At 65.3% G+C, this 22,556-nt stretch carries 22 protein-coding genes and 1 pseudogene; 14 read left to right on the forward strand and 9 right to left on the reverse strand.

Annotated elements, in window-relative coordinates; genetic code table 11:
• Positions 1–33 precede the first annotated feature (33 nt).
• Positions 34–858: a LysR family transcriptional regulator gene (locus C5689_RS07590; protein WP_108916663.1), complete on the forward strand. Its 825-nt coding sequence runs from the start codon at positions 34–36 to the stop codon at positions 856–858.
• A gap of 6 nt (positions 859–864) precedes the next feature.
• On the opposite strand, the gene C5689_RS07595 is transcribed toward C5689_RS07590, so the two are convergent.
• The 4 genes and pseudogenes from C5689_RS07595 to C5689_RS07605 form a co-directional block, all read right to left on the reverse strand.
• A complete protein-coding gene (locus C5689_RS07595) occupies positions 865–1,608 on the reverse strand; it encodes an acetoacetate decarboxylase (RefSeq protein WP_108916664.1) in 744 nt (247 codons plus the stop codon).
• Positions 1,609–1,695: 87 nt separating this feature from the next.
• The gene (locus tag C5689_RS18830; protein WP_244594621.1) at positions 1,696–1,860 is read right to left on the reverse strand and encodes a VOC family protein; all 165 of its coding nucleotides are present in this window, start codon (positions 1,858–1,860) and stop codon (positions 1,696–1,698) included.
• Positions 1,861–1,894: 34 nt separating this feature from the next.
• Positions 1,895–2,164 (reverse strand): annotated as a pseudogene (locus C5689_RS19110) (VOC family protein); the annotation flags it as partial.
• Positions 2,088–4,049, reverse strand: a complete 1,962-nt coding sequence (locus C5689_RS07605) for an acetoacetate--CoA ligase (protein WP_108916692.1) — start codon at positions 4,047–4,049, stop codon at positions 2,088–2,090. The gene C5689_RS07605 and the pseudogene C5689_RS19110, both read right to left, overlap by 77 nt.
• A gap of 241 nt (positions 4,050–4,290) precedes the next feature.
• Here C5689_RS07605 and C5689_RS18375 point away from each other — a divergent pair, with 241 nt between their 5' ends.
• Positions 4,291–4,434 carry a hypothetical protein gene (locus C5689_RS18375; protein ID WP_158271781.1) on the forward strand — a complete coding sequence of 48 codons (144 nt, stop codon included), beginning with the start codon at positions 4,291–4,293 and terminating at the stop codon, positions 4,432–4,434.
• A 64-nt stretch (positions 4,435–4,498) separates the two neighbouring features.
• On the opposite strand, the gene C5689_RS07610 is transcribed toward C5689_RS18375, so the two are convergent.
• Positions 4,499–4,861, reverse strand: coding sequence for a response regulator (locus C5689_RS07610; RefSeq protein WP_108916665.1), 363 nt, complete (start codon positions 4,859–4,861; stop codon positions 4,499–4,501).
• Complete coding sequence (locus tag C5689_RS07615; protein ID WP_108916666.1) at positions 4,862–6,943, reverse strand: PAS domain-containing sensor histidine kinase; 2,082 nt, start codon at positions 6,941–6,943, stop codon at positions 4,862–4,864. It abuts the gene before it with no gap.
• A gap of 140 nt (positions 6,944–7,083) precedes the next feature.
• Here C5689_RS07615 and ftsY point away from each other — a divergent pair, with 140 nt between their 5' ends.
• The 4 genes from ftsY (at position 7,084) to C5689_RS07630 (ending at position 10,368) form a co-directional block, all read left to right on the forward strand.
• On the forward strand, positions 7,084–8,124 hold the full coding sequence (ftsY, locus tag C5689_RS07620) for a signal recognition particle-docking protein FtsY (RefSeq protein ID WP_108916667.1): 1,041 nt from the start codon (positions 7,084–7,086) through the stop codon (positions 8,122–8,124).
• Complete coding sequence (locus C5689_RS07625; protein ID WP_108916668.1) at positions 8,121–8,726, forward strand: septation protein A; 606 nt, start codon at positions 8,121–8,123, stop codon at positions 8,724–8,726. The genes ftsY and C5689_RS07625 overlap by 4 nt, the downstream gene beginning before the upstream one ends.
• Positions 8,727–9,414: 688 nt before the next feature.
• Positions 9,415–9,570, forward strand: a complete 156-nt coding sequence (locus C5689_RS18380; RefSeq protein ID WP_158271782.1) for a hypothetical protein — start codon at positions 9,415–9,417, stop codon at positions 9,568–9,570.
• A gap of 78 nt (positions 9,571–9,648) precedes the next feature.
• On the forward strand, positions 9,649–10,368 hold the full coding sequence (locus tag C5689_RS07630) for a thioredoxin domain-containing protein (protein WP_108916669.1): 720 nt from the start codon (positions 9,649–9,651) through the stop codon (positions 10,366–10,368).
• Positions 10,369–10,465: 97 nt separating this feature from the next.
• Here C5689_RS07630 and C5689_RS07635 read toward each other — a convergent pair whose 3' ends face one another.
• Positions 10,466–11,350, reverse strand: coding sequence for a carotenoid biosynthesis protein (locus C5689_RS07635; protein ID WP_108916670.1), 885 nt, complete (start codon positions 11,348–11,350; stop codon positions 10,466–10,468).
• Positions 11,351–11,662 carry a putative quinol monooxygenase gene (locus tag C5689_RS07640; RefSeq protein ID WP_108916671.1) on the reverse strand — a complete coding sequence of 104 codons (312 nt, stop codon included), beginning with the start codon at positions 11,660–11,662 and terminating at the stop codon, positions 11,351–11,353.
• A 132-nt stretch (positions 11,663–11,794) separates the two neighbouring features.
• On the opposite strand from C5689_RS07640, the gene C5689_RS07645 reads away from it, so the two are divergent.
• The 5 genes from C5689_RS07645 to C5689_RS07665 all read left to right on the forward strand — a co-directional run bounded on the left by C5689_RS07645 (position 11,795) and on the right by C5689_RS07665 (position 16,816).
• A complete protein-coding gene (locus C5689_RS07645) occupies positions 11,795–12,901 on the forward strand; it encodes an endonuclease/exonuclease/phosphatase family protein (protein WP_108916672.1) in 1,107 nt (368 codons plus the stop codon).
• Positions 12,902–13,085: 184 nt separating this feature from the next.
• Positions 13,086–14,516 carry an ATP-binding protein gene (locus tag C5689_RS07650; RefSeq protein WP_244594622.1) on the forward strand — a complete coding sequence of 477 codons (1,431 nt, stop codon included), beginning with the start codon at positions 13,086–13,088 and terminating at the stop codon, positions 14,514–14,516.
• A gap of 224 nt (positions 14,517–14,740) precedes the next feature.
• Positions 14,741–15,586: a L,D-transpeptidase gene (locus C5689_RS07655; protein ID WP_108916673.1), complete on the forward strand. Its 846-nt coding sequence runs from the start codon at positions 14,741–14,743 to the stop codon at positions 15,584–15,586.
• A gap of 127 nt (positions 15,587–15,713) precedes the next feature.
• Positions 15,714–15,857: an oxidoreductase gene (locus C5689_RS07660; protein WP_108916674.1), complete on the forward strand. Its 144-nt coding sequence runs from the start codon at positions 15,714–15,716 to the stop codon at positions 15,855–15,857.
• An 8-nt stretch (positions 15,858–15,865) separates the two neighbouring features.
• The gene (locus tag C5689_RS07665; RefSeq protein ID WP_108916675.1) at positions 15,866–16,816 is read left to right on the forward strand and encodes a site-specific tyrosine recombinase XerD; all 951 of its coding nucleotides are present in this window, start codon (positions 15,866–15,868) and stop codon (positions 16,814–16,816) included.
• 24 nt (positions 16,817–16,840) lie between these two features.
• Here the strand turns inward: C5689_RS07665 and C5689_RS07670 are convergent, their stop codons facing one another.
• Positions 16,841–17,722 carry an alpha/beta fold hydrolase gene (locus C5689_RS07670; RefSeq protein WP_108916676.1) on the reverse strand — a complete coding sequence of 294 codons (882 nt, stop codon included), beginning with the start codon at positions 17,720–17,722 and terminating at the stop codon, positions 16,841–16,843.
• Positions 17,723–18,065: 343 nt separating this feature from the next.
• Between C5689_RS07670 and sucD the strand changes: the two genes are divergently transcribed.
• The 3 genes from sucD to C5689_RS07685 all read left to right on the forward strand — a co-directional run.
• Positions 18,066–18,950, forward strand: a complete 885-nt coding sequence (gene sucD, locus C5689_RS07675) for a succinate--CoA ligase subunit alpha (protein ID WP_108916677.1) — start codon at positions 18,066–18,068, stop codon at positions 18,948–18,950.
• 136 nt (positions 18,951–19,086) lie between these two features.
• A complete protein-coding gene (locus C5689_RS07680; RefSeq protein ID WP_108916678.1) occupies positions 19,087–22,101 on the forward strand; it encodes a 2-oxoglutarate dehydrogenase E1 component in 3,015 nt (1,004 codons plus the stop codon).
• A gap of 2 nt (positions 22,102–22,103) precedes the next feature.
• Positions 22,104–22,556 (forward strand): biotin/lipoyl-containing protein (locus C5689_RS07685; RefSeq protein ID WP_193487722.1); only part of this gene is annotated, 453 nt, incomplete at its 3' end.

Genomic DNA, 22,556 nt, shown 5'->3' on the forward strand with positions numbered 1-22,556 from the left:
TCATTTGCGATAGGACGATGCATTTCTCGCATCATGGAGCTGCAGTGGATCGACGATTTCCTGGCGCTCTGCCAGACGCGCAATTTCACGCGCGCGGCGCAGGCGCGCTGCACGACGCAATCCGCCTATAGCCGCCGAATGCAGCGGCTGGAGGAATGGCTCGGCGCGTCGCTGTTCGATCGCGAGCGGCGCCCGGTGACTTTGACGCCCGCCGGCGAAGAGTTCCTCTCGCGGGCGCATCGGCTGCGCGACGACATCTATGATGCGCGCCGCGCGGTTCTCTCCGTGTCGAGCCATTTGGAAAAGGCGCTGCGCATCTATGCGACCAACACGCTCGCCGCGACCTTTCTGTCGCCATGGTTGACGAAGCGTGAATTGCGCAATTACTCGGTCGTCGTCGCCTCCGTCTCCGGCTGCATAGAGGCGGTCAAGCGCGGCCACGCCGATCTCGCCATGATTCCCGATTTCGGCGACGCCGAGCATCTCGTCGGGCTCGAGCTCGAGACGATCGGCGAGGATCGCCTGATCCTCGCGCAGCGCCGCGGCGCCGCGCGCCTCGCCGCGCTCGAGGACGATATGCTGATCGGGCGGCTGATGGTCTATGCGCCGGGCACGCATTATGGGGCGCGCATCGGAGCCATGCTCGCCGCGCATGGCGTTCGCCTGCGCGATCCGCCGGTCTGCGAGAGCGCCTCGGCCGAAGCTCTGCTGGCGCAGGTGGAGGCCGGCCTCGGCGCCGCCTTCATTCCGGCGATCCTCATGCGCGGCGACAAAGCGGTCCGCTGCGCGGTCCCCGATTATTTCGACATTCGTTACAAAATTCTGCTGGCGCGCGCGCCGAAGCGGAAGGATGCGTGAGCGGCGCTATTTCTGATCCAGATAATCGAACACGACCTCGCCGAGAGCGAGCGTGAGATCGGCGGTGAAATGCGTTGCCGAGATGATTTCCCGCACCGGAAGGCGGGCGACGTCGCAGGCGACATGCGGATGCAGCGCGAGCGCCGCCGGCGAAGCCCAGGCGCCTTTCATCACGACGTCCGTCATATGGTAGCGCACCAGCTCCAGCACGCGCGGCGAGCCGTCGACATGGGGGATGATCTTCAAAAGAAAATTCGGTTGCTGGATCGCCTCGGCGATCGGAGCCGTCTCCAATATGCGATGCTTGTAGCCGACCGACGCCTCGACGCAGAGCGCCGGGCCATATTTCAGCGTGCAGAGAATGACGTCGCCGTCATGCTCGATCTTGGGCGAGGCGAGCTTTTTGGGAAAGCCCCACAGCTCGCGGCCGCCGGCGATGGGCGCGTCATCGTCGAGATACATGGCGTGGACATAGGCGCCCTTCTGCCCGTTGAAGCGCACCGGGATCACCTGGCCGCTCTCGGTATAGTCGCCGAAGCCGGTCGAATCCGGCATTCGGATGAACTCATATTTGACGATGGGCTCGTCCACCTCGAGCGGCTCCGGCACGACGGCGCGCAGCGCGTCGATGTCGGTGCGATAGGCGATGACGATGAATTCGCGATCATAGAAACGATAGGGTCCGCGCGGATAGGCGGGATTGGTCAGCGGCATCGCAAATGCCGTCTCGAGCACCTCGTCGATCTTCATCTTCGCGGCTCCTATCGATCACATTCGTGGCAATGAGGCGGATAGATAGCGCGCTTTCGTGACGATCCGACGCTCGCGCGCCGTCGATCAGAGCGCCGAAGCATTCAATTGCACGAGCACCCATTGGTTGCCGTAGAGGTCATGGAAACGAAAATGGAACGATCCTTCGTCGCTCTGGACCGTTTCCGCGACCTTCACGCCCTTGTCGGCAAGCCGTGCGAAATCGCCATGAATGTCGTCGGTATAGACCACCCCGACGGGCTGACCTCCGGTCTGGTTTCCGACTCGCGCGCGCCTCGGCGTTGTCGGCGAGAAGCAGCCAGACGCCGCCCTGACCGAAACCGAGATGCAGGAAGCGCCGGGCGCCTTCGCCAGCGTCGAAGAGCGTGTCGAGGCCGAGCTTGTCCCGATAGAAATCGGCGGCCTCGTCATAGTCGTTCACCAGAATGACGATGCGTCCCAAAGTCTGCATCACGGTCCTATCGGCCTTTGTCCGCGAGCTGCGGAAGATTTGCGAAAAACGCGAGCGATTCGGGATTGGAGAGCGCGCCGACATTCTTCACCGGCCGTCCATGCACGATCTCCTTCACCGCGAGCTCGACGAGCTTGCCGGAGCGCGTATGCGGCAGATCGGGCGCCGCGATGATGACCGACGGCACATGGCGCGGCGACGCTTTCTCGAACAATTCGCGCTTGATCCGCGCGGCGAGCGCGTCGTCCAGCTCGGCGCTTTCGCGTGTCTTCACGAACAGCACGATGCGCGTCGTGCCTTCCCACTCTTGATCGATGGCGAGCGATTCGAGAATCTCCGGCAGGCGCTCGACGATATTGTAGATATCCGCCGTGCCGATGCGCACGCCTTGCGGATTGAGCGTCGCGTCCGAGCGGCCATGGATGAGGAATCCCTTGTGCTCCGTCTCTGTGGCGAAATCGCCATGGCGCCAAATGCCGGGATGTTCGGAAAAGTAAGCCTTGCGATATTTCTCGCCGTCGGCGTCGTTCCAGAAATAGATCGGCATGGAGGGGAAGGGCTGCGTGCAGACGAGCTCGCCCTCATGGCCGGTGACGCGCTTGCCCTCCTCGTCCCACACTTGCACGGCCATGCCGAGGCCCGCGCATTGAATCTCGCCGCGATAGACCGGGCTCCATGGATTGCCGCCGACGAAGCAGGAGACGATGTCGGTGCCGCCGCTTATCGAGGCGAGCTGCACATCTTCCTTGAAGTCGCGATAGACATAATCGAAGCTGTCGGGCAGCAGCGGCGAGCCGGTGGAGGCAATGCTGCGCACGGCGGAGAGATCATGGCTCTCGCGCGGCTTCAGCCCTTGCTTCTCGATCTGCTTCAGATAGCCGGCCGAGGTGCCGAAGAAGGTCGCCTTCTCCTCGGCGGCGAAGTCGAGAAGGATCGCGCCATCCTCGCCGGCGTTGAAGAAGCCGTCATAGAGCAGCAGCGTCGCCTCGCTGGCGAGGCCGCTCGCCAGCCAGTTCCACATCATCCAGCCGGTGGAGGTGGCGTAGAAGAAGCGGTCGCCGGGCTTGATGTCGCTTTGTAGGCGATGCTCCTTCAAATGCTGCAGCAGCGTTCCGCCGGCGCCATGCACGATGCATTTGGGCGCGCCCGTCGTGCCGGAGGAGAACATGATGTAGAGCGGATGGTCGAAAGGCAGGCGCTCATAGCGCAGCGCCGCGCCCTCATGCGCGACGATCGCTTGCGGCCAGAGCTGCGCGTCGGCGAGTCCGTCGAGCGAGGGCGATGCGCTCGTGTAAGGGACCAGCAGGATTTTCTGCACGCTCGGCAGCTTGCCGGCGATCTCGCGAATATTATCGGCGCGGTCGAGCGTTTTGCCCTTGTAGAAATAGCCGTTCACCGCGATGAGGATGCGCGGCGCGATCTGGCCGAAGCGATCGAGCACGCTCTGCACGCCGAACTCCGGCGCGCAGGAGGACCAGACGGCGCCGAGCGAAGCGGCCGCCAACATGCCGATGATCGCCTCCGGCCCATTGTGGATATAGGCGGCGATGCGGTCGCCGGGCGCGACGCCCTGCGCGCGGAAATAAGCGGCGAGCGCGGCCGCCTCAGCGACGATCTCGCCGAAGGAGAGCCGGCGCTCGACCTTGTCCTCGCCCCGGAAGACGATGGCCTCGGTCTCGGCTGGGCGCGGGCGCAGCAGATTTTCCGCGAAATTCAGCCGGGCGTCGGGAAACCAGCGCGCGCCGGGCATTTTGTCGGCGTCGATGAGAATGCGCTCGCCCTTCTCGCCGATAACGCCGCAGAAGTCCCAGATCGCCGACCAGAATTGCGGCGAGCTCGCGAGGCTCCAGCAGTAGAGCCCGTCATAGTCGAAGCTTTCGGCGAAGGGCTTCGTCGCTTCGATGGATCGCGCGAAGCGGGTAAGAATGGCGTTATTCTGGCGATCGAAATCTGGCTTCCAGATCGGCATCGACTTGTCCTTCGGGCGCGCGGCGTGGAGCGTCCGCCAATTCATAGAGGCTCGCAAATCCGCGCGATAGGGGCTCGGCCTGCGTATTTTGGGCCGGGGGCCGGCGTGACGACAAGCTTTGGTTTCGGGCTTCGGCGCCGCTATGTTGGGCGCCGCGGCGGCTCATTCGGCATTTATTCATCTTGGCCGCGGCATTGTTCGAGCGCGTCGCCCCGACGCCTCGGCATGTAGAGGACAGATCATGACCAAAAAGTTGATCGCGACTTTGGCTCTCGGCCTCGCCGTCGCCCTGGCTCCGCTGGCCGCCTCGGCCCATCCGCGGCCCCATCGGCACCACCATCAACATCATCACCATCACCACCACCATCATCATCACCACCGTTGACGATGGGCGACGCCGGGCCGCGCGCATTTTCGCGCCGCTCGGCGTCGGCGTTCATCACGCTTCGCTACTGCTGCGCTAGCGCCAATATGCGCGAGGTCAGCTCGTCCTGGTCATAGGGCTTGGCGAGGAAGGGCGCGCCGCAGAGCGGCTCCGGCAATTGCCGTTGCAGATAGCCCGACAAAACGAAGAAGGGCAGCTTTTTGGCGCGCAGCGCGTCGGCGACGCTGGCGCTGCTGGAGCCGCGCAGATTGGCGTCGAGGATCACGCCGTCTATCTCCTCGTCCTCGATCAGCTTCAACGCTTCGTCGACCGAGCTCGCGGTGCCGCCGATCTCATAACCGACCTCCTCGACGACGAAGCAGAGATCGGCCGCGATCGCCGGCTCGTCTTCGACGACGAGAATGCGGATGGGTTCGTTACCGCTCATCTAATCCTCTCCTTGCGCGGGCTCGATCACATTGTCGAGCGGCGCGCTCACCTTCCAGACGACGCCGCTCGGCGCATAATCGAGCGTCACCCGGCCGCCGAGCGCATGTTTGGCCATTTGCAGAATCACCATATGGCCGAAGCCGTGGCGCTTGGGCGCGACGACCGTCGGCCCGCCGCTCTCGCGCCATTCCATCTCGAAATGCGGCGCGCCGCCCTCGCTGCTCACGCCGAAGGCGATGCCGACCACGCCTTTGTCGTTGGAGAGCGCGCCATATTTGCCGGCGTTGGTGGCGAGCTCGTGCAGCGCCATGCCGATCGCCTGGCTCGCCGCCGGCTTCACCACCGTATCCGGCCCTTCGATACGAATGCGCGAGCCGAACAGATCGCGGAAGTGCGCGAGCTGCGAACGCGTCAGCGCGCGCAGCTCGACGCCGCGCCATTCGTTCTGCACCAGAAGATCATGGCTCGCGCCGAGCGCCGCTATGCGCTGGTCGAAATGCTGCGCGAAGGCGTGCGGAGAATCGCGCCGCGCCGTCTGTCGCGCTACGGCGCGCACGACGGTGAGGAGATTTTTGGCGCGATGCGTCACCTCGCGCAGCAGCAGCTCGACGCGCTCCTGCGCCTCCTTGCGCTCGGTGATGTCCTGAATCGTGCTGCGCAATCCGACGATGGCGCCGCGCTCGTCGCGCACCGCCTCGCCGCGAATGGTGACATGAATTGCGGCGCCGTCGGCGCGATGCGCGGGAAGATCGAACTCGAAGCCTTCGCCGGTGCGCAAGGTCTCGCGCGTCGCGGCGTCGAGCTTCTCCCAATCGCGCGGGGCGTAGAGCAGTCCCTTCTGCTCGGCGAAGCTCGGCGGCGGCGCATCGGGATCGAAGCCGAAGATGCGCGCGATATAGGGCGAGGCGCCGCCGCGATCGTCATGGCGGCCGCTCCAGCGCCAGCTGCCGATGCGGCCGAGCCGCTGCGCCTCGCGCAGCTCCGCCTCGGTGCGCCGCAGCGCCAGCTCGCGCACGCGGATCTCCTCGGCTCGCTCGCGCTCGGCCGCATAGGCGCGCGCGTCGGTCATGGAGGAGGCGATTTTGGCGGCGACGCGGTCGAGGAAATAGGCATAGGCCGCGTCGAGCCGCTTGAACGGATTGACGGCGGCGATCAGCGCCGCCGCGGCGCGGTCCTGGCCGAGCAGCACGATGGGAAACAGCACGGCCTCGTCCGCAGCGGCGGACCAGGGGCCGTAGGGCGTTTCCTCGCCGAAGCGCCCATCGACCGCGCGAATGGCGACGCGGCCGGGCGTGAGCCGCGCGACCTCGGCGAGACCCCAAATATCGCCGCGGACAGGATCGGGATCGCCGAGTCCGATGCGCAGCGGCGCGACGCGCCCGCCAGGACGCACGCCTGTCGCCGCCATCAGCTCCGCCTCGCCGCGGTCGTGGTCGAAGCGATAAATGGCCGAGAAGGGCAGGTCATAGCCATTCATGGCGAGCACGCTGGCGGCGAGGCGGCAGGCCTCGCCCTCGTCCTCGGCGCGGCTCAGCGCGGCGAGATCGCGCAAAGTGCGCAGCCGGCGCTCGCCGATCACCCGGTCGGTGGTCTCCACCACCGGGCAGAAGACGCCGCCCATGCCGCCGTCGTCGTCGTGGATCGGACTGTAGGAGAAGGTGAAATAGCCCTCGTCGCGGCGGCCGTTGCGCATCATGTGCAGCTGCAGATCTTCCGAACGGGTCGGCAGTCCGTCGACGAGCGCGCCTTGCAGCATGGGGCCGATCACGTCCCAGATTTCCGGCCACACCTCGCGCGCCGGCCGGCCGAGCGCGCGCGGATGCTTGTCGGCCAGCAGGCTGTGATAGGCGTCGTTATAGAGAAGGCAGAGCTCGCTGCCCCAGAAGATGGCGATGGGGAAGGCGCTGTTGAGACAGATTTCCAGCGCGATGCGCAAGCGCTTCGGCCAGGTCAGCGGCGGGCCGAGCGGCGATCTCGCCCAATTGGCGGCGGCGATCGCCGCAGCGGTTTCGCTGTCTCCGAGGAAAAATTGCCCGGATCGCTTCTCGGCGACGTCGATCCAGGCTGCGCCGGCTGTCACTTGCGAGACTCACGAGCAAGCCAGCCCCCCATCGGTCATATCGAGCCGCGGGCGGCGCGATTCAACCCTGCCGCCGCGAAACGCGCCGCTGGCCCTTCGCGGCCGGCTGGTGTAGCAATCGGCCGCGACCGTGAGGGATCATGAGCGAAGCCGAAGAAAAAAAGGGACTCTTCGCGCGGCTGTTCGGCCGTGGAGGAACGCCCGCCGCAGAAGCCGGCGCAGATCGCCCGAAAAAGCGCTCCTGGTGGGAGCGGCTGACCGGGGGCCTGTCGCGCTCCTCGCAGGCCATCGTCCAGGGCATTTCCGATCTCTTCAGCAAGCGCAAGCTCGACGCGCTGACCCTCGAGGAGCTCGAGGATGTGCTGATCCGCGCCGATCTCGGCGTCGCCGCAGCGCAGCGCATCGCCGGCAAGGTCGGCGCCGCGCGCTATGAGAAGACCATCGGCCCGGACGAGGTGCGCGCCATTCTCGCCGAGGAAGTGGAAAGCGTGCTGGAGCCGGTGGCGCGCCCCTTCGAGATCGACGAGACGAAAAAGCCGTTCATCGTGCTCGTCGTCGGCGTCAATGGCTCCGGCAAGACGACGACGATCGCCAAGCTCGCCGCCAAATGGACCGGCGAGGGCAAGAAGGTGATGCTCGCCGCCGGCGACACTTTCCGCGCCGCCGCCGTGGAGCAGCTCCGCATCTGGGGCGAAAGGCTCAACTCGCCCGTATGTTATGCGCCAGAGGGCGCCGACGCCGCCGGCCTCGCCTTCGACGCCATCAAATCCGCGCGCGAGCGCGGCTCCGACATTCTGCTGATGGATACGGCCGGCCGCCTGCAAAATCGCACCGAGCTGATGGCCGAACTCGCCAAGATCGTGCGCGTGATGAAAAAGGCCGAGCCGGATGCGCCGCACGCCGTCCTTCTGGTGCTGGACGCGACCGTCGGCCAGAACGCCATCGCCCAGGTCGACGCCTTCGAGCGGACCGCGGGTGTCACCGGCCTCGTCATGACCAAGCTCGACGGCACCGCGCGCGGCGGCATTCTCGTGGCTATCGCCGAGAAATACGGCCTGCCCATTCACTTCATCGGCGTCGGCGAAGGCTCGGACGATCTCGAGCCCTTCACCGCGCGCGATTTCGCCCGCGCCATCGCCGGGCTCGACTCCGACGCCGAAGCGGACGAACAAAACGCATGACCCAAGAGACCGCAGCGCCCGCCAAGAGGCGCCTTCACCCGGGATTGAAATTCGCGCTGGAGATGGGGCCGCTGGTCCTGTTCTTCATCGTCAATCAGAAGTTCGGCATCTTCCAGGCGACGGCGGCGCTGATGGTCGCCGTGCTGGCGACGCTCGCCGTCTCCTATTCCATCACCCGCCATCTGCCGACCATGCCCATGGTCACGGCGATCTTCGTGCTCGTCTTCGGCTCGCTCACCTTCTTCTTGCAGGACGAGAATTTCATCAAGCTGAAGGTGACGATCCTCTACGCTCTGTTCGGCTCGGCGCTGCTCGGCGCGCTGTGGTTCGACAAGCTCCTATTGCCGGCGGTGTTCGAATCCGCCTTTCGGCTGGATGACGCCGGCTGGCGCAAGCTCACCTGGCGCTGGGCGTTCTTCTTCTTCTTTCTGGCCCTGCTCAATGAATTCGTGCGGCGCAGCGTGGCGACAGACGTCTGGGTGAATTTCAAGGTCTTCGGCATATTGCCGCTGACCTTGCTGTTCGCCTTCGCGCAAATCCCGCTGATGATGCGCCATGAGCAGAAGGAAGAGGCGGGCGAGGAGCCGGACAGTCATTTTTGACGCGCCTGCGCCGCTATTTTCCAGCGCGGCGCAACAGCTCGGCGAAGCTCGTCTGCTCGCGGGAGAGGACGAAAGGCGGCTCCCGCCGGCGCGCGAGGCCGAAGGATCGCCGTTCAGCGTCTCCTTCGTGCGCGACAGCGAGCGCCGCGCGTCCTCGCACTCCCATGATCCGCCGTATGTGTGGGTCACCGGATTGTAGCTCGACGACGGATAGAGCTGGCAGAGCGATATATCGTCTGGATCGTCGGCGTCGATATCGAGCTTCCAGCGCCCGGGAAGCACAGTCCTATTGCCTGGATACCAGAGGAAGCTGCGGCCGTCGGGCGCCACATATTCGACCTGCGTTCCATGCCCGGAGCTATAGGTCATGCGGGTCTTGCCGGCATAGGCGGAGCGGATATTCGCCGCTTCCTGCGCCGACGCGGCCGAAGGCGCCGCCGCCGTCAGAAGCTGGCCGACAAAAGCCGCGAAAATCACGGGTCTGCGCACCATTCCCTCCTCTCGCCGCTTCGCGGACAGCGCGAGGATAGCTACGTTCGAGCCCATTGCAATCTCGCCCCGACGCATGTCTCGGCGCGAGACTGGGGAGGCGCGGATTGTGCGCATCCACACCTATTCGGGCGGCTGCCGGCGCTAAATATCGCAGCAGTCGCCGCGGCCGTCGCGGCTGTCCTCGAAAGAAGCCGCCATGACCGAATTCGCCCAGCTCTTCGCCGCTCTCCTGGCCGCGATCGTTATCGGCGCCGTTTTCTCGCTCTTCGACGCCGAGGCCGCCATCGCCTCTGCGCCCATTGGCGCCGAGGCTGTCCATTCGGTGATCTGCGGCGGCGGCTGGTGCGGCTGAGGGTCGCCGCCCGCGCTCCGCAAAATCGCTTCTTTCTGTGCTAGCCGGGATGCGATCTCGATTCAGGAGCGCATTCTCATGGCCGAATATGAAGTGCTTTCGCCGCTCGCCCGCCCTTTCAGCCGCCGCGCCTTGCTCGGCTCGCTCGCCGCGATGACGGCGGCAAGCGCGGCGCGCCCCGCGCGGGCGCAGGAGAACAATCTCTTTCCGATCATGGCCGACGACGGCGCGCCGATCGCCAATTATCGTCTGCCCTCGGAACTCTCGCCCGCCGATCTGCCCGGCCTGCTCTGGCATGGACCGGCGACGGCGGATGTAGTGATGTTCGAATTCTTCGATTATAATTGCCCCTATTGTCGCAAGGCCGCGGGCGATCTCGACGCGCTCCTCGCCAAGGACAAGAATGTCCGGCTCGGCCTCGCCGACAATGCCATGCTCGGCCTCGGCTCCTTTCTGGCGGCGCGGGTGAAGCAGGCGGTTCTGCGCCTCTACGGCCCGGAGAAGGCCTATCAGTTCCACAAGCAATTATTCGCGCATCGCGGCGCTATCGACGGGATGTCCGCTCTCGCGCTCGCCAAAGCGATGGGCCTCGACGCCGCCAAGATCGAGGAATCGGCGAATTCGGAGCTGATCGGCGGCGTGGTGAAACGCCATGTCCAGCTCGCGGCCGATCTCGGCTTCGCCGCCTCGCCGTCCTTCGCGCTGAGCTCGATCGGCGTGCTCGGCTATCCCGGGCCCAAATCGATGGCGCGGATGATCGCCGCCAGCCGCAAATGCGACGCGCCGGTCTGCGGCTGATCCGGCGACGTCTCGTCTCGACTTCGACGGCGATCCTCTCGCGGGTCATGCGCCGCGATCCGGCGCCTGTCGCCGCCTGAGCCAGAGAGGCGCGGTTTCAGCGCCGCAGCGCCAGCCGCATCGCCGCGAGCAGCGATGTGAAGAACATTGTGAACAGCATCGCCCCGACGGTCGCCTCCCTTATATCTTCTATGCGCCAGACATGTCCGGCGGCGTCGGCGATCTCGCCCGCTTCGCCGCGGAGCCATGGCGTCACATGGGCGAGGCCGGAGACGGCGTAGAAGAGAATGGCGACGAGGCGAAAGCTCCGCTCGCGAGGATGCGCGGGCGACGCCTCCCGCGTCGCGAGATAGAGCGCGAAGCCCCGATAGAAGAGCCAGGAGGTGAGTAGCCAGCCCAGATAATTGCTCAGCGGCACGCCGAAAACGGCGCCGCCGTCATGCCATATCCAGGCTTTCGAGATCGTGGCGGAAGGCGCGTCCATGACGTAATCCCATTGCGTCATGACGAAAGCGGCGACGATGGGCAGAAGGACGATGTTTCCATCCTCTTTCAGCCGGCGATCCGCGCGGTCCAAAATCGTGCTCGCGACGATCCAGGCGAAATAGCCCATTCCGAACCAGACGCCGCCGACGATGGCCGAAACCTCGCCGACCCGGGGAAGCGCCGCGCCGACCTCGAAGTGATAGCGCCCGAACAGAAGGCCGGTCGCGACGCCGAAATTTTCGGTCGCAAAGCTCACGGCGAAGCAGGTCGCGAGCAGGGCCAGAGCGTTTCTCACGCCATAGGTCAGCGCGCAATGGACGAAAGCGCTCGCAAATCCGATTGCCGCCAGCCCTTGCGCGAGCGGCGTCGGATTCCAGGCGAAAATCGCCACCAGGCCCAGATAGGCCACGATGGCCGTCCAAACGATCGCCTCGCCGAGCGACACGCTGGCAGGCTTCTCCGCCGCGTCGGGGCGGGACGTCCTCTGCTCGCTCATTCACGTCTCCTCCGCCTCGCCGATCGCATAAGCGTGCAGGCGGCGGTCGCGAACGCCGATCGTCTCCCACGACTCGCGCCATTGGCGCAGATGGTCGGATGCGAAATGCGCGCTCAACGCCGCGTGGCTCTCCCATATTTCCGTCACGCGGACGAGGCCCGGCTCGATCACGTCTTCAGCATAGGAATAGGCGAGGCAGCCCGGCTCTTTACGGCTCGCATGGATCATCGCCGCCATCGCCGGCCGCGCGCGCTCCAGCGAGCCGGGCGAAATGCGAATGGTCCCGACGATCAAAATTCGCTCAGCGGGCATGTCGCCTCCGATTTGTCTCTATGAAGCGCCGACGCATTATTGAAACAAACGCCGCGCAGTGATTATACTTCATGACGCCGGCGCTGCCGGCCATTGTGTGAAACGGCTTTTCGCTACCTTCCGGGCGCTCCCATGAAGCTCGCATCTTATAATCTCGAAAACCTCTTTCTGCGCGTCCATGCGCTCAATGGCGAAAGCTGGTCCGAGGGCAAGAAGGCGCTGGAGATGCAGGCAGAGCTCTCCGCCATTCTCGGCAAGCCGGTCTACACCGCCGCCGACAAGAAGAAGATCGTCAAGCTGCTCGGCGAATTGAAGCTCGAGAAATCCGACGACGGCGGGCCTTTCGCGATCCTGCGCCAAAATCGCGGCCATCTCGTCAAGCGCGCCAAGACTGGAATCGAGGTCGTCGCCGGCGGCCGCAATGATTGGATCGGCTGGGTCGAGCTGAAGCGCGAGGAGGTGAACGAGGAGGCGACGCGCAACACGGCGCGCGTCATCAACGATATCGACGCCGATGTGCTCGGCGTCATCGAGGCGGAGAGCCGGCCGGCGCTGGTGCGCTTCAACGACAATGTGATCAAGGGGGAGGGCGGAAAGCCCTACGCCCACGCCATGCTCATCGACGGCAATGATGATCGCGGCATAGACGTCGGGCTCTATGCGCGCGCGAGCTATGAGATCGTCGCCATTCACAGCCATGTCGACGACGCCGACAACACCGGGCGCATCTTCAGCCGCGACTGCGCGCATTACGAAATCCGCACGCCCAAGGGCAATTTGCTGCATCTCTTGATCAATCACTTCAAGAGCAAAGGCTTCGGCTCGCAGACGACCTCCAACGCCAAGCGCGAGCGGCAGGCGGCGCGGGTGAAGGAGATTTACGACGCGCTGCGCGAGAGCGAGGATCATGTCGCGGTCATCGGCGATTTCAACGACACGCCGGACAGCGCGCCACTGGCCCCGCTGCTGCGTCAGACCGATTTGAAGGACATAAGCGAGCACGCGCGCTTCGACGATGGCGGACGTCCAGGCACTTTCGGCTCGGGCGCAGCGTCCAACAAGATCGACTATATTCTTCTCTCGCCAGCGCTTTTCGCAGCGGCGAAAGGCGGCGGCATTTTCCGCGAGGGCGTGTGGGGCGGCAAGAACGGCACGCTCTTTCCGCATTACCCCGAGATCACCAAAGCCTCGGAGGCGGCCTCCGACCATGCGGCGATCTGGGCGGATGTCGATTTGTGATCGCGATCGGCTCACGAGCGATCCCGTGCGAATGTGCGGCGTGCGGCGCTGACCAAATCGGGAAAAATCGGAAATATTTATCGGGGGGATTTCCGTAGACCTTCGGCAGAGCGGTGTGCCACCGTCTCATGATCGACGAAAGGCTCGCTTCTCGTCGCCGCTGTTCGTTGGGACGGAGTCCGCCATGCTGCGTCGCCCCATTGGTCGTCTCTCGCTCCGGGCGGGATTGAGCTGGCTCGTCGGCCTCGTTCTATCGGCGACGCTTCTGGTCAATGTCGCGGTTCTCGTTCTGCACGCCGGACCGCGCATTCGGACGGAAGACGAGACCATGCTGCGCTTGACGCATGAATTGCTCGCGACGGCTCTGGTCAGCCTTCAGGAAACCGCCGATCCAGCGCCGGCGATGCGCCGTTTCTATGAAAGTCTCGGCGCGCTTCGCCATGTCGACATCAAAATACTCGCGAATGCGGATGTGGCTTCACTCGGCAAGCCGACGCCCAAGCGTCGCGACAGCGTCGGCGTGCCCGATTGGTTCGTGTCCCTGGTCGACGCGCCGACCCGCGTCTCGATCCTGCGCCTCGGCAGCTTGCCGACCGTGCTGATCCGCGGCGTCGACGACGGCCGCATCGCCATCGTCTCCAATCCGGTCGACGAATTGGCGGAGATCTGGTCCGATCTGTCCTGGCTCGCCTTCGTCAGCTTCGCGGCCGCCTTGCTCTTCTTCGCGCTCGTTCTCTGGCTCGTCCATGTCTCGCTGGCGCCGTTCGAGGACATGCGCCGGGCGCTCGCCGATCTCGAGGCCGGCCGAACCAATGTGCGCGTCGCCCTGCGCGGCGCGAGCGAATTCCGCGGCATTTCGATCGCATTGAACTCGCTCGCCGCGACGCTGGATCAGGTGAAGGCCGAAAATCGCGGCCTGATGGCCGAGCTGTTCAGCGTTCAGGAGAAAGAGCGCCGAGAGATCGCCCGCGATCTGCACGACGAGGCGGGCCCTTGTCTCTTCTCCATCCGGGCGGGCGTGGTCGCGCTCTCCGAGGCGGCGGCCGCTCCCACGCCGGATCTCGCGCGCTTGCGCCGTATCGGCGTCGAGATGGACGAGGCGAGCGAAGCGATGCAGGCGCTCGTCCGCGGCCTGCTCGGCCGGCTGACGCCGCGCGGGCTCGCGGAATTCGGCCTCGCCGCGGCGCTCGCCGAGCTCGTCGCGTCATGGCGGTCGAAGCGCCCGGATGTCTTTTGCGAACTGGTCACGCCGCATGACCTCTCCTCGCTCGAGGAGCCTGTTCTTTCCGCCGCCTATCGCATCGTTCAGGAGGCGACGACCAATGTGTTTCGTCACTCCGGCGCGCGCCGCGCGCTGGTCGCGGTGGAATTCGCAGCGAGCGACGAGGGTGACGGCGGCTCGGTCCTGGCGATCGTCGTGGAGGACGATGGCGTCGGAATGCCGGATCGGCCGGGCGGAGGCGGCCGCGGCCTGCTCGGGATGCGCGAGCGTGCGCAAGCGCTCGGCGGGCGGATGACTGTCGAGAATCGACCGAGCGGCGGCGCGCGAATATGCGTTTGGTTGCCTGTGCCGGACGTCGAGGAGGAGATCGATGAAAACGATCATCGCCCATAGGCTCGGCGAAAAGCCGACGCTCTTCCAGCTGGCGCGAAAGCCGGTTCGGCGTTAGCGACGGCAAGTCCCCGGCGGGGACAGTCGCCGGCGCGGGTGTTTTCCAATCGTCAACCATAAAAATCGCTTCAGATTTACGATTAAAATTCAAAGTATATTCTCGGTCTGGTCCAGCTACAGCAAGATGATCGCGCCGAACCTCCGGCGGCGCGTCGGGCGGTGCGTTCATGTCCAGAAGAGTCTCTCGTTTCCTCGCCTTTCTTCTATTTTCGTCTTCGATCGGCGTCGCCGCCGCGGCTCCGCGGGTCATCACCGGGATAGGCGAGCGCGAAGCCGGCCGGCTCTTTCCCGCCGCCCCGGCCGAGGAGCCGGCGCAAGAGCAGGCCTATGTCGCTCCGTTCCCGACCCGCGCCCGATTGGCGCCGCCTCCGCCGGCCCCCGCCTATGTCGAGCCGCGGTCGGCGCCGCAGCCGCGCCTGGTGACGGCGCGCGCCGAGCCGACGGTGGCTCCCGGCGCCTATGGCGGCGGCTTCATCGAATTGCTCGTCACCGGCCAGACGCCGGAGCCGCAGGCGCGCCGGCGCGTCGCCGCCCTCGGCGCGGGCGAGGCCAATGTCCAGCGCCAGATCGATCCGGTCTTCCTCCGCGCCGAGGTCGATTACGCCGGCGCCGAGCGCGCGGGCACGATCGTCATCGATTCTTCGAATAAGTTTCTCTATCTCGTGCAAGGGGGCGGACGGGCGCTGCGCTATGGCATAGGCGTCGGCCGTCCGGGCTTCACCTGGGCCGGCGTCAAGACCATCTCCCGCAAGGCCGAATGGCCGGATTGGACGCCGCCCGGCGAAATGCTGGCCCGCCGGCCCGATCTGCCGCGCCATATGGTCGGCGGCCCGGCCAATCCGCTCGGCGCGCGCGCCATGTATCTCGGCTCCTCGCTCTACCGCATCCACGGCACCAACGAGCCCTATACGATCGGCCAGAACGTCTCTTCCGGCTGCATTCGCATGATGAACGACGATGTGGTCGACCTCTACGACCGCGTCCATGTCGGAACCAAGGTTGTGGTTCGTTGACTCTGGCGAGCGATCGCCGGTGGCGGAGTGACGACCGCGCGCTTATTTCCCGAGACGCGCGGGTGGTTGCAAAACAACCGGCTTCGGGCGATAGCTGCCTTGCATTTTCCTCGAAAGGGGCCGATTCTTGCCCAGTCTCATCCGCTTTCTGGTCATAGTCGGCGTGCTGGGCGCCCTCGCCTATGCGGGGATGCTGGCGATCGTCGCCTATGTCTCGCCGCAGCCGCGCGAGATGACGCAGACGATCTCGCCGCAGCGCCTCAACAAGTGAGACCCGCCATGGGCGACGGCAAGCGCCATCCGCTGATCGCCGCCTTTCTCGACATGCTGGCCGCCGAGCGCGGCGCCGCGCGCAACACGCTCGACGCCTATCGCCGCGACCTCGAAGATTATTTCGATTTTTTGAAGAAATCCGCCGCCGATCCGCTGCGCGTCGGGACGGAGGGCCTGCGCGCCTATCTCGCGGCGCTGGAGGCGCGCAGCATGACCGGCGCGACCGCCGCGCGGCGTTTGTCCGCTCTCAAGCAGTTTCACAAATTCCTCTATGTCGACCGCTATCGCGCCGATGATCCGGCCGCCTCGCTCGAGGGGCCGCGCCGCCATCGCAGCGCGCCGGATATACTCTCTGTCGATGAAGTGACGCGCCTTCTCGATACGGCGCGGGAGGGGATCGACGACGAGTCGCGCCCCATGGGCGAGCGTATGCGCGCCGCGCGCCTCTATGCTGCGCTCGAGACTCTCTACGCCAGCGGTCTGCGCGTTTCGGAATTGGTCTCTCTGCCGGCGAGCGCCGCGCGGGCGCGTGAGCCTTTCGTCACCGTGCGCGGCAAAGGCTCGAAAGAGCGGCTCGTTCCGCTCTCGGACCAGGCGCGCGCGGCGCTCGTCGTTTATCGCTCGCTGCTGTCGAAACATTCGCCGGGCCTCGCGGCGTCGCCCTTCCTGTTTCCCTCCGATGCGGCGGAAGGACATCTCACGCGCCAGGCCTTCGCGCGCGACTTGAAAGCGGCGGCCGCGGCGGCCGGACTTCCCGCGCGCGACATCAGCCCGCATGGGCTGCGCCACGCCTTCGCCAGCCATCTGCTGCAAAATGGCGCGGATCTGCGCGTCGTGCAGGAGCTGCTCGGCCACGCCGATATTTCGACGACGCAAATCTACACGCATGTGCTCGACGAGCGCATCCGTGCAATGGTGCGCGATCTGCATCCGCTGAACGCAGCGAGTAGCGAATAGTCGCCCACAGGCGACGCGATCTCGCTATTCGCTCACTCTCTCCACAAATTCCCCGATCGCTCGAATCGTCCCTTCATCCAGCAGCAGCGGCGCATGGCCTTGGCCGGGCACGGTGAGGCGTTCGAGCAGAGGATGGCCGTCGCCCATGGCTGCGAAGGTTTCGGCCGAGAGAAGGTCGGAATTGCCGCCGCGGATGACGAGCGTCGGAATGGCCGCGATCGCGTTCCATTCGTCGTGGAACTGGATCGGACCGCTGTCGGGCCCCACTTCGTCGAGCGTATGCGCGAGCGCCGGATCATAGCGCAGCTGCAGCCGGCCGTCCTTTTCGACGAAAGTGGCGTGCGCCCATTCCTCCCATTCCGCTTGGCTCAGGCTGGTGAATTGCGGGCCGGCGACGAGCTTCAGCGCGGCGAGAGCGATCGCCATCGTGGCGGAGCCGGGCTGGCGGCCGACATAGCCCTTTATGCGCAGCAGACCGCGGGCGTCGACCACCGGGCCGATATCGTTGACGACCGCGGCCTTCAAAAGCTCCGGGCGCCGGGCGGCGAAGCGCATCGTATGAATGCCGCCGCGCGAGGTTCCGACGAAAACCGCTTTGTCCACGCCGGCCGCCGCGAGCGTGGCCAAAATATCGTCCTCCTCCACATCGAGGCTGTAGCGTTTCCAATCCACGTCCCATTGCGAGAGGCCGCGGCCGCGATAGTCCAGCGCCAGCACACGCCTCCCGCGCCGCGCGAGCGCCTGCGCCAGAGCGTCGAAATCCAGCGCCGAGCGGGTGAGGCCGGCGAGACAGACCACGGGAATAGCCGCGCCGCCGCCCGCGGGAGCGTAATCGACATAGTGGAGCCGTAGCCCATCCATAGCGGCGAGAAATCGGCTTTCGCGCCGCACGTTCTCATCACCCATTCGCGCCCCCGGTTTCCGCTTCTCGCCCCACGCGAGCGGCCGCTTCGCGGATATGGCGCCGCGGCGCCGGAATGTCTTCCCCCGCCTGGGCGGCGCCTAGAAATTCCGCCGCCTCGACAGCGGCCGGGCGGATTGCCGCAATTTCGCGCAGGAGCCGAGCCCGCTTCCGCGTCAGTCAGCCTTGATGTGCGGCGCAATTCTCAATAATTTGCATGTTGCGGCTCTTCGAAGCGGAAAATCTCGTTTCGATCGAGCAGATCATCGCGCCGCCCGTGATTCGAGCGGGCGCGTTTCCCGAACAAGACTGGCGGCGCTTTTGCGCCCCGACGCCCCAGGGGCTCGAATGTCCGTCCTCATCGACAAGAACACCAAGGTCATCTGTCAAGGCTTTACCGGCAAGACCGGCACTTTCCACTCCGAACAGGCGGTGCGCTACGGCACCCGCATGGTCGGCGGCGTCTCGCCCGGCAAGGGCGGCTCGACGCATCTCGATCTTCCCGTCTTCGACACGGTAGCGCAAGCGCGGGAGAAGACCGGCGCCGACGCTTCCGTCATCTATGTGCCGCCGCCGGGCGCGGCCGACGCCATTTGCGAGGCGATCGACGCCGAGATTCCGCTGATCGTCGCCATCACCGAGGGCGTTCCGGTCCATGACATGATCCGCGTCAAGCGCGCTCTGTCGGGCTCCAAATCCCGCCTCATCGGGCCCAATTGCCCGGGCGTCGTCACCGCGGGCGAGAGCAAGATCGGCATCATGCCCGGCAATATTTTCAGCAGAGGCTCCGTCGGCGTCGTCTCGCGCTCGGGCACGCTGACTTATGAGGCCGTTTTCCAGACGACCCGCGAAGGTCTCGGCCAGACCAGCGCCGTCGGCATCGGCGGCGATCCGGTCAAGGGAACCGACTTCATCGAGGTGCTGGAGTTGTTTCTGGCCGACGACGCCACCAAATCCATCGTCATGATCGGCGAGATCGGCGGTTCCGCCGAGGAAGACGCGGCCCAATTCTTGATAGACGAAGCCAGGCGGGGCCGTAAGAAGCCGATGGTCGGTTTCATCGCGGGCCGCACCGCTCCTCCGGGGCGGCGCATGGGCCATGCGGGCGCGATCGTCTCCGGCGGCAAAGGCGACGCCGAGAGCAAGATCGCGGCGATGGAAGCGGCCGGGATCGTGGTCTCGCCGTCTCCGGCGCGACTCGGCAAGACATTGGTCGAAACGCTGAACCGCTGAGGTTCGGCGAATGCGCGCGTCGGCGAATCGCCGGCGCGTTCCCCCAAAATATGAGCGCGAGACGAAATCTTTAAAGAATTGTCAAAATGATTTCGCTCAACTTCGAGAAAGTTCTGCGCTCGGGAGACTGAACAGAATGGCGCGTCTCGAGACGAATGGCGGATCGGCGGGCGGCGACCGGCGGCCCTCGCCGCGTGCGAATGGTTCTGCGCAGAACTCGCTTCTGCAGAGCGTCGACGCGCGTTACCTCGAACATCTGCTCGCGGCCTATGAGGCCGACCCCTCCGCGGTCGGCCCGGCTTGGCGCGACTATTTCGCGAGCTTCGGCGCGGAAGCCGCGCCGGCGGCGAGCGGTCCGTCCTGGTCGCGTCCCGGCTGGCCGGCGACGCCCGCCGACGATCTCGTCGCGGCGCTCGGCGGCGTCGCGCGCGAGAGCGCCAAGACCGCCGCTGCGGCGCCCGGCAAGGGCGCGCCGGCGGAGCGCGCGCCTCTGGACGAGGAGATTCAACGCGCCGCGCGCGACAGCGTGCGCGCGCTGATGATGATCCGCGCCTATCGTATGCGCGGCCATTTGCACGCCGATCTCGATCCGCTCGGCCTCGAGCAGCGCCACGACCATGGCGAACTGCATCCCGAGACCTATGGCTTCACCGATGAGGATTATGATCGCAAGATCTTCATCGACGGCGTGATGGGCATGAAATACGCCAGCGTCTTCGAGATGGTGGCGATCCTGCGCCGCACCTATTGCGGGCCCATCGGCTATGAGTTCATGCATATCTCCAATCCGGAGGAGAAGGCCTGGATTCAAGCGCGCATCGAAGGTCCGAAGAAGGAGATCGTCTTCACCGAGGAAGGCAAGAAGGCGATTTTGCGCAAGCTGGTCGAGGCGGAGGGCTTCGAGAAATTTCTGGACGTCAAATATACCGGCACCAAGCGCTTCGGCCTCGACGGCTCGGAGGCCATCGTGCCGGCGATGGAGCAGATCATCAAGCGCGGCGGCGCGCTCGGCGCGAAGGAGATCGTGCTCGGCATGGCGCATCGCGGCAGGCTGAATATCCTCTGCCAGGTGATGGCCAAGCCGCATCGCGCTCTGTTCCACGAATTCAAGGGCGGCTCTTTTCTGCCGGACGAGGTCGAAGGCTCGGGCGACGTCAAATATCATTTGGGCGCTTCGTCCGATCGCGAGTTCGACAATAACAAGGTGCATCTTTCGCTGACCGCCAATCCGTCGCATCTCGAGATCGTCGATCCGGTGGTGCTCGGCAAGGCGCGCGCCAAGCAGGATCAATATCGCTGCACGGAGACCGAGCGGCGCGTGGTGATGCCGCTGCTCATTCATGGCGACGCGGCTTTCGCGGGCCAGGGCGTCGTCGCGGAATGCTTCGGCCTTTCGGGGCTCAAGGGCCATCGCACCGGCGGCTCGGTGCATTTCATCATCAATAATCAGATCGGCTTCACCACCTATCCGCGCTACTCGCGCTCCTCGCCCTATCCTTCGGATGTGGCGAAGACGGTCGAGGCGCCGATCTTCCATGTGAATGGCGACGATCCCGAAGCGGTGGTCTACGCCGCGCGCATCGCGACGGAGTTTCGGCAGCAGTTCCAAAAGCCCGTCGTCATCGACATGTGGTGCTATCGCCGCTTCGGCCACAATGAGGGCGACGAGCCGGCCTTCACCCAGCCGCTGATGTATAAGAAAATCCGCGCGCATAAGACGACGCTGGAGCTCTATAGCGAGAAGCTGATCGCCGAAGGGCTGCTGACGCGCGAGGATGTCGACGCGATCAAGAACGAATGGCGCCAGCGGCTCGAGCAGGAGATGGAGGCGTCGCAATCCTATAAGCCCAATAAGGCGGATTGGCTCGACGGACGCTGGGCGGGCGTGAAGCCTGGCTATCAATCCTCCGAGGACGAGCGGCGTGGCAAGACCGGCGTGCCGGTGGAATCTCTGCGCCGCATCGGCATGGAGCTGACCACGGTCCCGGAGAATTTCCACATTCACCGCACCATTCAGCGCTTCCTCGACGCGCGCCGCACGGCGATCTCGAGCGGCGCCGGCATAGATTGGGCGACGGCGGAGGCGCTGGCCTTCGGCTCGCTGCTGGCGGAAGGCTACAATGTCCGCCTCTCCGGCCAGGACAGCGAGCGCGGCACATTCTCGCAGCGCCATTCCGTGCTGATCGATCAGGAGGACGAATCCCGCTATCTGCCGCTCGACCATGTCGGCGTCGGGCAGGGGCGTTTCGAGGTCATCAATTCGATGCTCTCGGAAGAGGCGGTGCTCGGCTTCGAATATGGCTATTCGCTCGCCGAGCCGCGCTCGCTCGTTCTATGGGAGGCGCAATTCGGCGATTTCGCCAATGGCGCGCAGGTGGTCTTCGATCAGTTTCTTTCCGCGGGCGAGCGCAAATGGCTGCGCATGTCGGGCCTCGTCTGCCTGCTGCCGCATGGCTATGAGGGGCAGGGGCCGGAGCATTCTTCCGCGCGGCTCGAGCGCTATCTGCAGCTCTGCGCGGAAGATAATCTGCAAGTCGCCAATTGCACGACGCCGGCCAATTACTTCCATATTCTGCGCCGGCAATTGCATCGCGACATTCGCAAGCCCTTGGTGCTGATGTCGCCGAAATCGCTGCTGCGTCACAAGCGCTGTGTCTCGCGGCTCGAGGAAATGGGCGAGGGAACGATGTTCCATCGCTTCATCTCCGATGACGCGGAATTGCATCCCTCCGACAAGCTCCGCCTCGCGCCCGACGACAAGATCGCGCGCGTGATTCTGTGCTCCGGCAAGGTCTATTACGATCTGCTCGAGGAGCGCGAATCGCGCGGCGTCGACGACGTCTATCTCTTGCGCGTCGAGCAGCTCTATCCCTTCCCGCTGAAGGGGCTGGTGACGATGATGTCGCGCTTCAAGAACGCCGACGTCTTCTGGTGCCAGGAAGAGCCCAAGAATATGGGCGCATGGTTCTTCGTCGAGCCCTATCTCGAATGGGTGCTGACGCAGGTCGGCGGCAAGAGCAAGCGCGCCCGCTATATCGGGCGACCGGCTTCGGCCTCCACGGCGGCGGGCACAATGTCCAAGCATCAGGCGCAGCTGCGGGCCTTTCTCGATGAGGCCTTTGCGGCGCGTATTTCTCTGGCGGCGGAGTGATCATGACGGAAATTCGCGTTCCGACACTGGGCGAGTCGGTGAGCGAGGCGACGATCGGCCGCTGGTTCAAAAAGCCCGGCGACACGGTCGCGGCCGATGAGGCGCTGGTCGAGCTCGAGACCGACAAGGTGACGCTCGAAGTCAACGCCCCCGCCGCCGGCGTGCTGACCGATGTCGTTGCCAAGGATGGCGAGACGGTCACGCCCGGCGCGCTGCTCGGGCAGATCGCCGAGGGCGCCGCCGGCGCGCCGCGTCCGGCGCCTGCGGCGCCGATCGTCGCGCCGCCGCCTGCCGCGTCGAGCGCGGCCCCCGCCGCCGAAGCGCCCTCTCGTCCGCCGGCGCCGTCCGCCGCCAAGATCGCGAAGGAGCAAGGCGTCGATCTCTCCGGGATCGTCGGCTCCGGCAAGCAGGGTCAGGTGCTGAAGGGCGATGTTCTCGCTCTCGCGGCGCGACGA

Source organism: Methylosinus sporium (assembly GCF_003113265.1).
In the GTDB taxonomy this organism is placed as follows: Bacteria; Pseudomonadota; Alphaproteobacteria; order Rhizobiales; family Beijerinckiaceae; genus Methylosinus; species Methylosinus sporium.

Coding starts and splice junctions, on each gene's coding strand:
- C5689_RS07595 (WP_108916664.1), bottom strand. CDS start 1,608: ATGAAGATCGACGAGGTGCTCGAGACGGCATTTGCGATGCCGCTGACC.
- sucD (WP_108916677.1), top strand. CDS start 18,066: ATGTCCGTCCTCATCGACAAGAACACCAAGGTCATCTGTCAAGGCTTT.
- C5689_RS07635 (WP_108916670.1), bottom strand. CDS start 11,350: ATGAGCGAGCAGAGGACGTCCCGCCCCGACGCGGCGGAGAAGCCTGCC.
- C5689_RS07630 (WP_108916669.1), top strand. CDS start 9,649: ATGGCCGAATATGAAGTGCTTTCGCCGCTCGCCCGCCCTTTCAGCCGC.
- C5689_RS07680 (WP_108916678.1), top strand. CDS start 19,087: ATGGCGCGTCTCGAGACGAATGGCGGATCGGCGGGCGGCGACCGGCGG.
- C5689_RS07590 (WP_108916663.1), top strand. CDS start 34: ATGGAGCTGCAGTGGATCGACGATTTCCTGGCGCTCTGCCAGACGCGC.
- C5689_RS07605 (WP_108916692.1), bottom strand. CDS start 4,049: ATGCCGATCTGGAAGCCAGATTTCGATCGCCAGAATAACGCCATTCTT.
- C5689_RS18380 (WP_158271782.1), top strand. CDS start 9,415: ATGACCGAATTCGCCCAGCTCTTCGCCGCTCTCCTGGCCGCGATCGTT.
- C5689_RS18375 (WP_158271781.1), top strand. CDS start 4,291: ATGACCAAAAAGTTGATCGCGACTTTGGCTCTCGGCCTCGCCGTCGCC.
- C5689_RS07645 (WP_108916672.1), top strand. CDS start 11,795: ATGAAGCTCGCATCTTATAATCTCGAAAACCTCTTTCTGCGCGTCCAT.
- C5689_RS07665 (WP_108916675.1), top strand. CDS start 15,866: ATGGGCGACGGCAAGCGCCATCCGCTGATCGCCGCCTTTCTCGACATG.
- C5689_RS07640 (WP_108916671.1), bottom strand. CDS start 11,662: ATGCCCGCTGAGCGAATTTTGATCGTCGGGACCATTCGCATTTCGCCC.
- C5689_RS07650 (WP_244594622.1), top strand. CDS start 13,086: ATGCTGCGTCGCCCCATTGGTCGTCTCTCGCTCCGGGCGGGATTGAGC.
- C5689_RS07655 (WP_108916673.1), top strand. CDS start 14,741: ATGTCCAGAAGAGTCTCTCGTTTCCTCGCCTTTCTTCTATTTTCGTCT.
- C5689_RS07625 (WP_108916668.1), top strand. CDS start 8,121: ATGACCCAAGAGACCGCAGCGCCCGCCAAGAGGCGCCTTCACCCGGGA.
- ftsY (WP_108916667.1), top strand. CDS start 7,084: ATGAGCGAAGCCGAAGAAAAAAAGGGACTCTTCGCGCGGCTGTTCGGC.
- C5689_RS07610 (WP_108916665.1), bottom strand. CDS start 4,861: ATGAGCGGTAACGAACCCATCCGCATTCTCGTCGTCGAAGACGAGCCG.
- C5689_RS07670 (WP_108916676.1), bottom strand. CDS start 17,722: ATGGGTGATGAGAACGTGCGGCGCGAAAGCCGATTTCTCGCCGCTATG.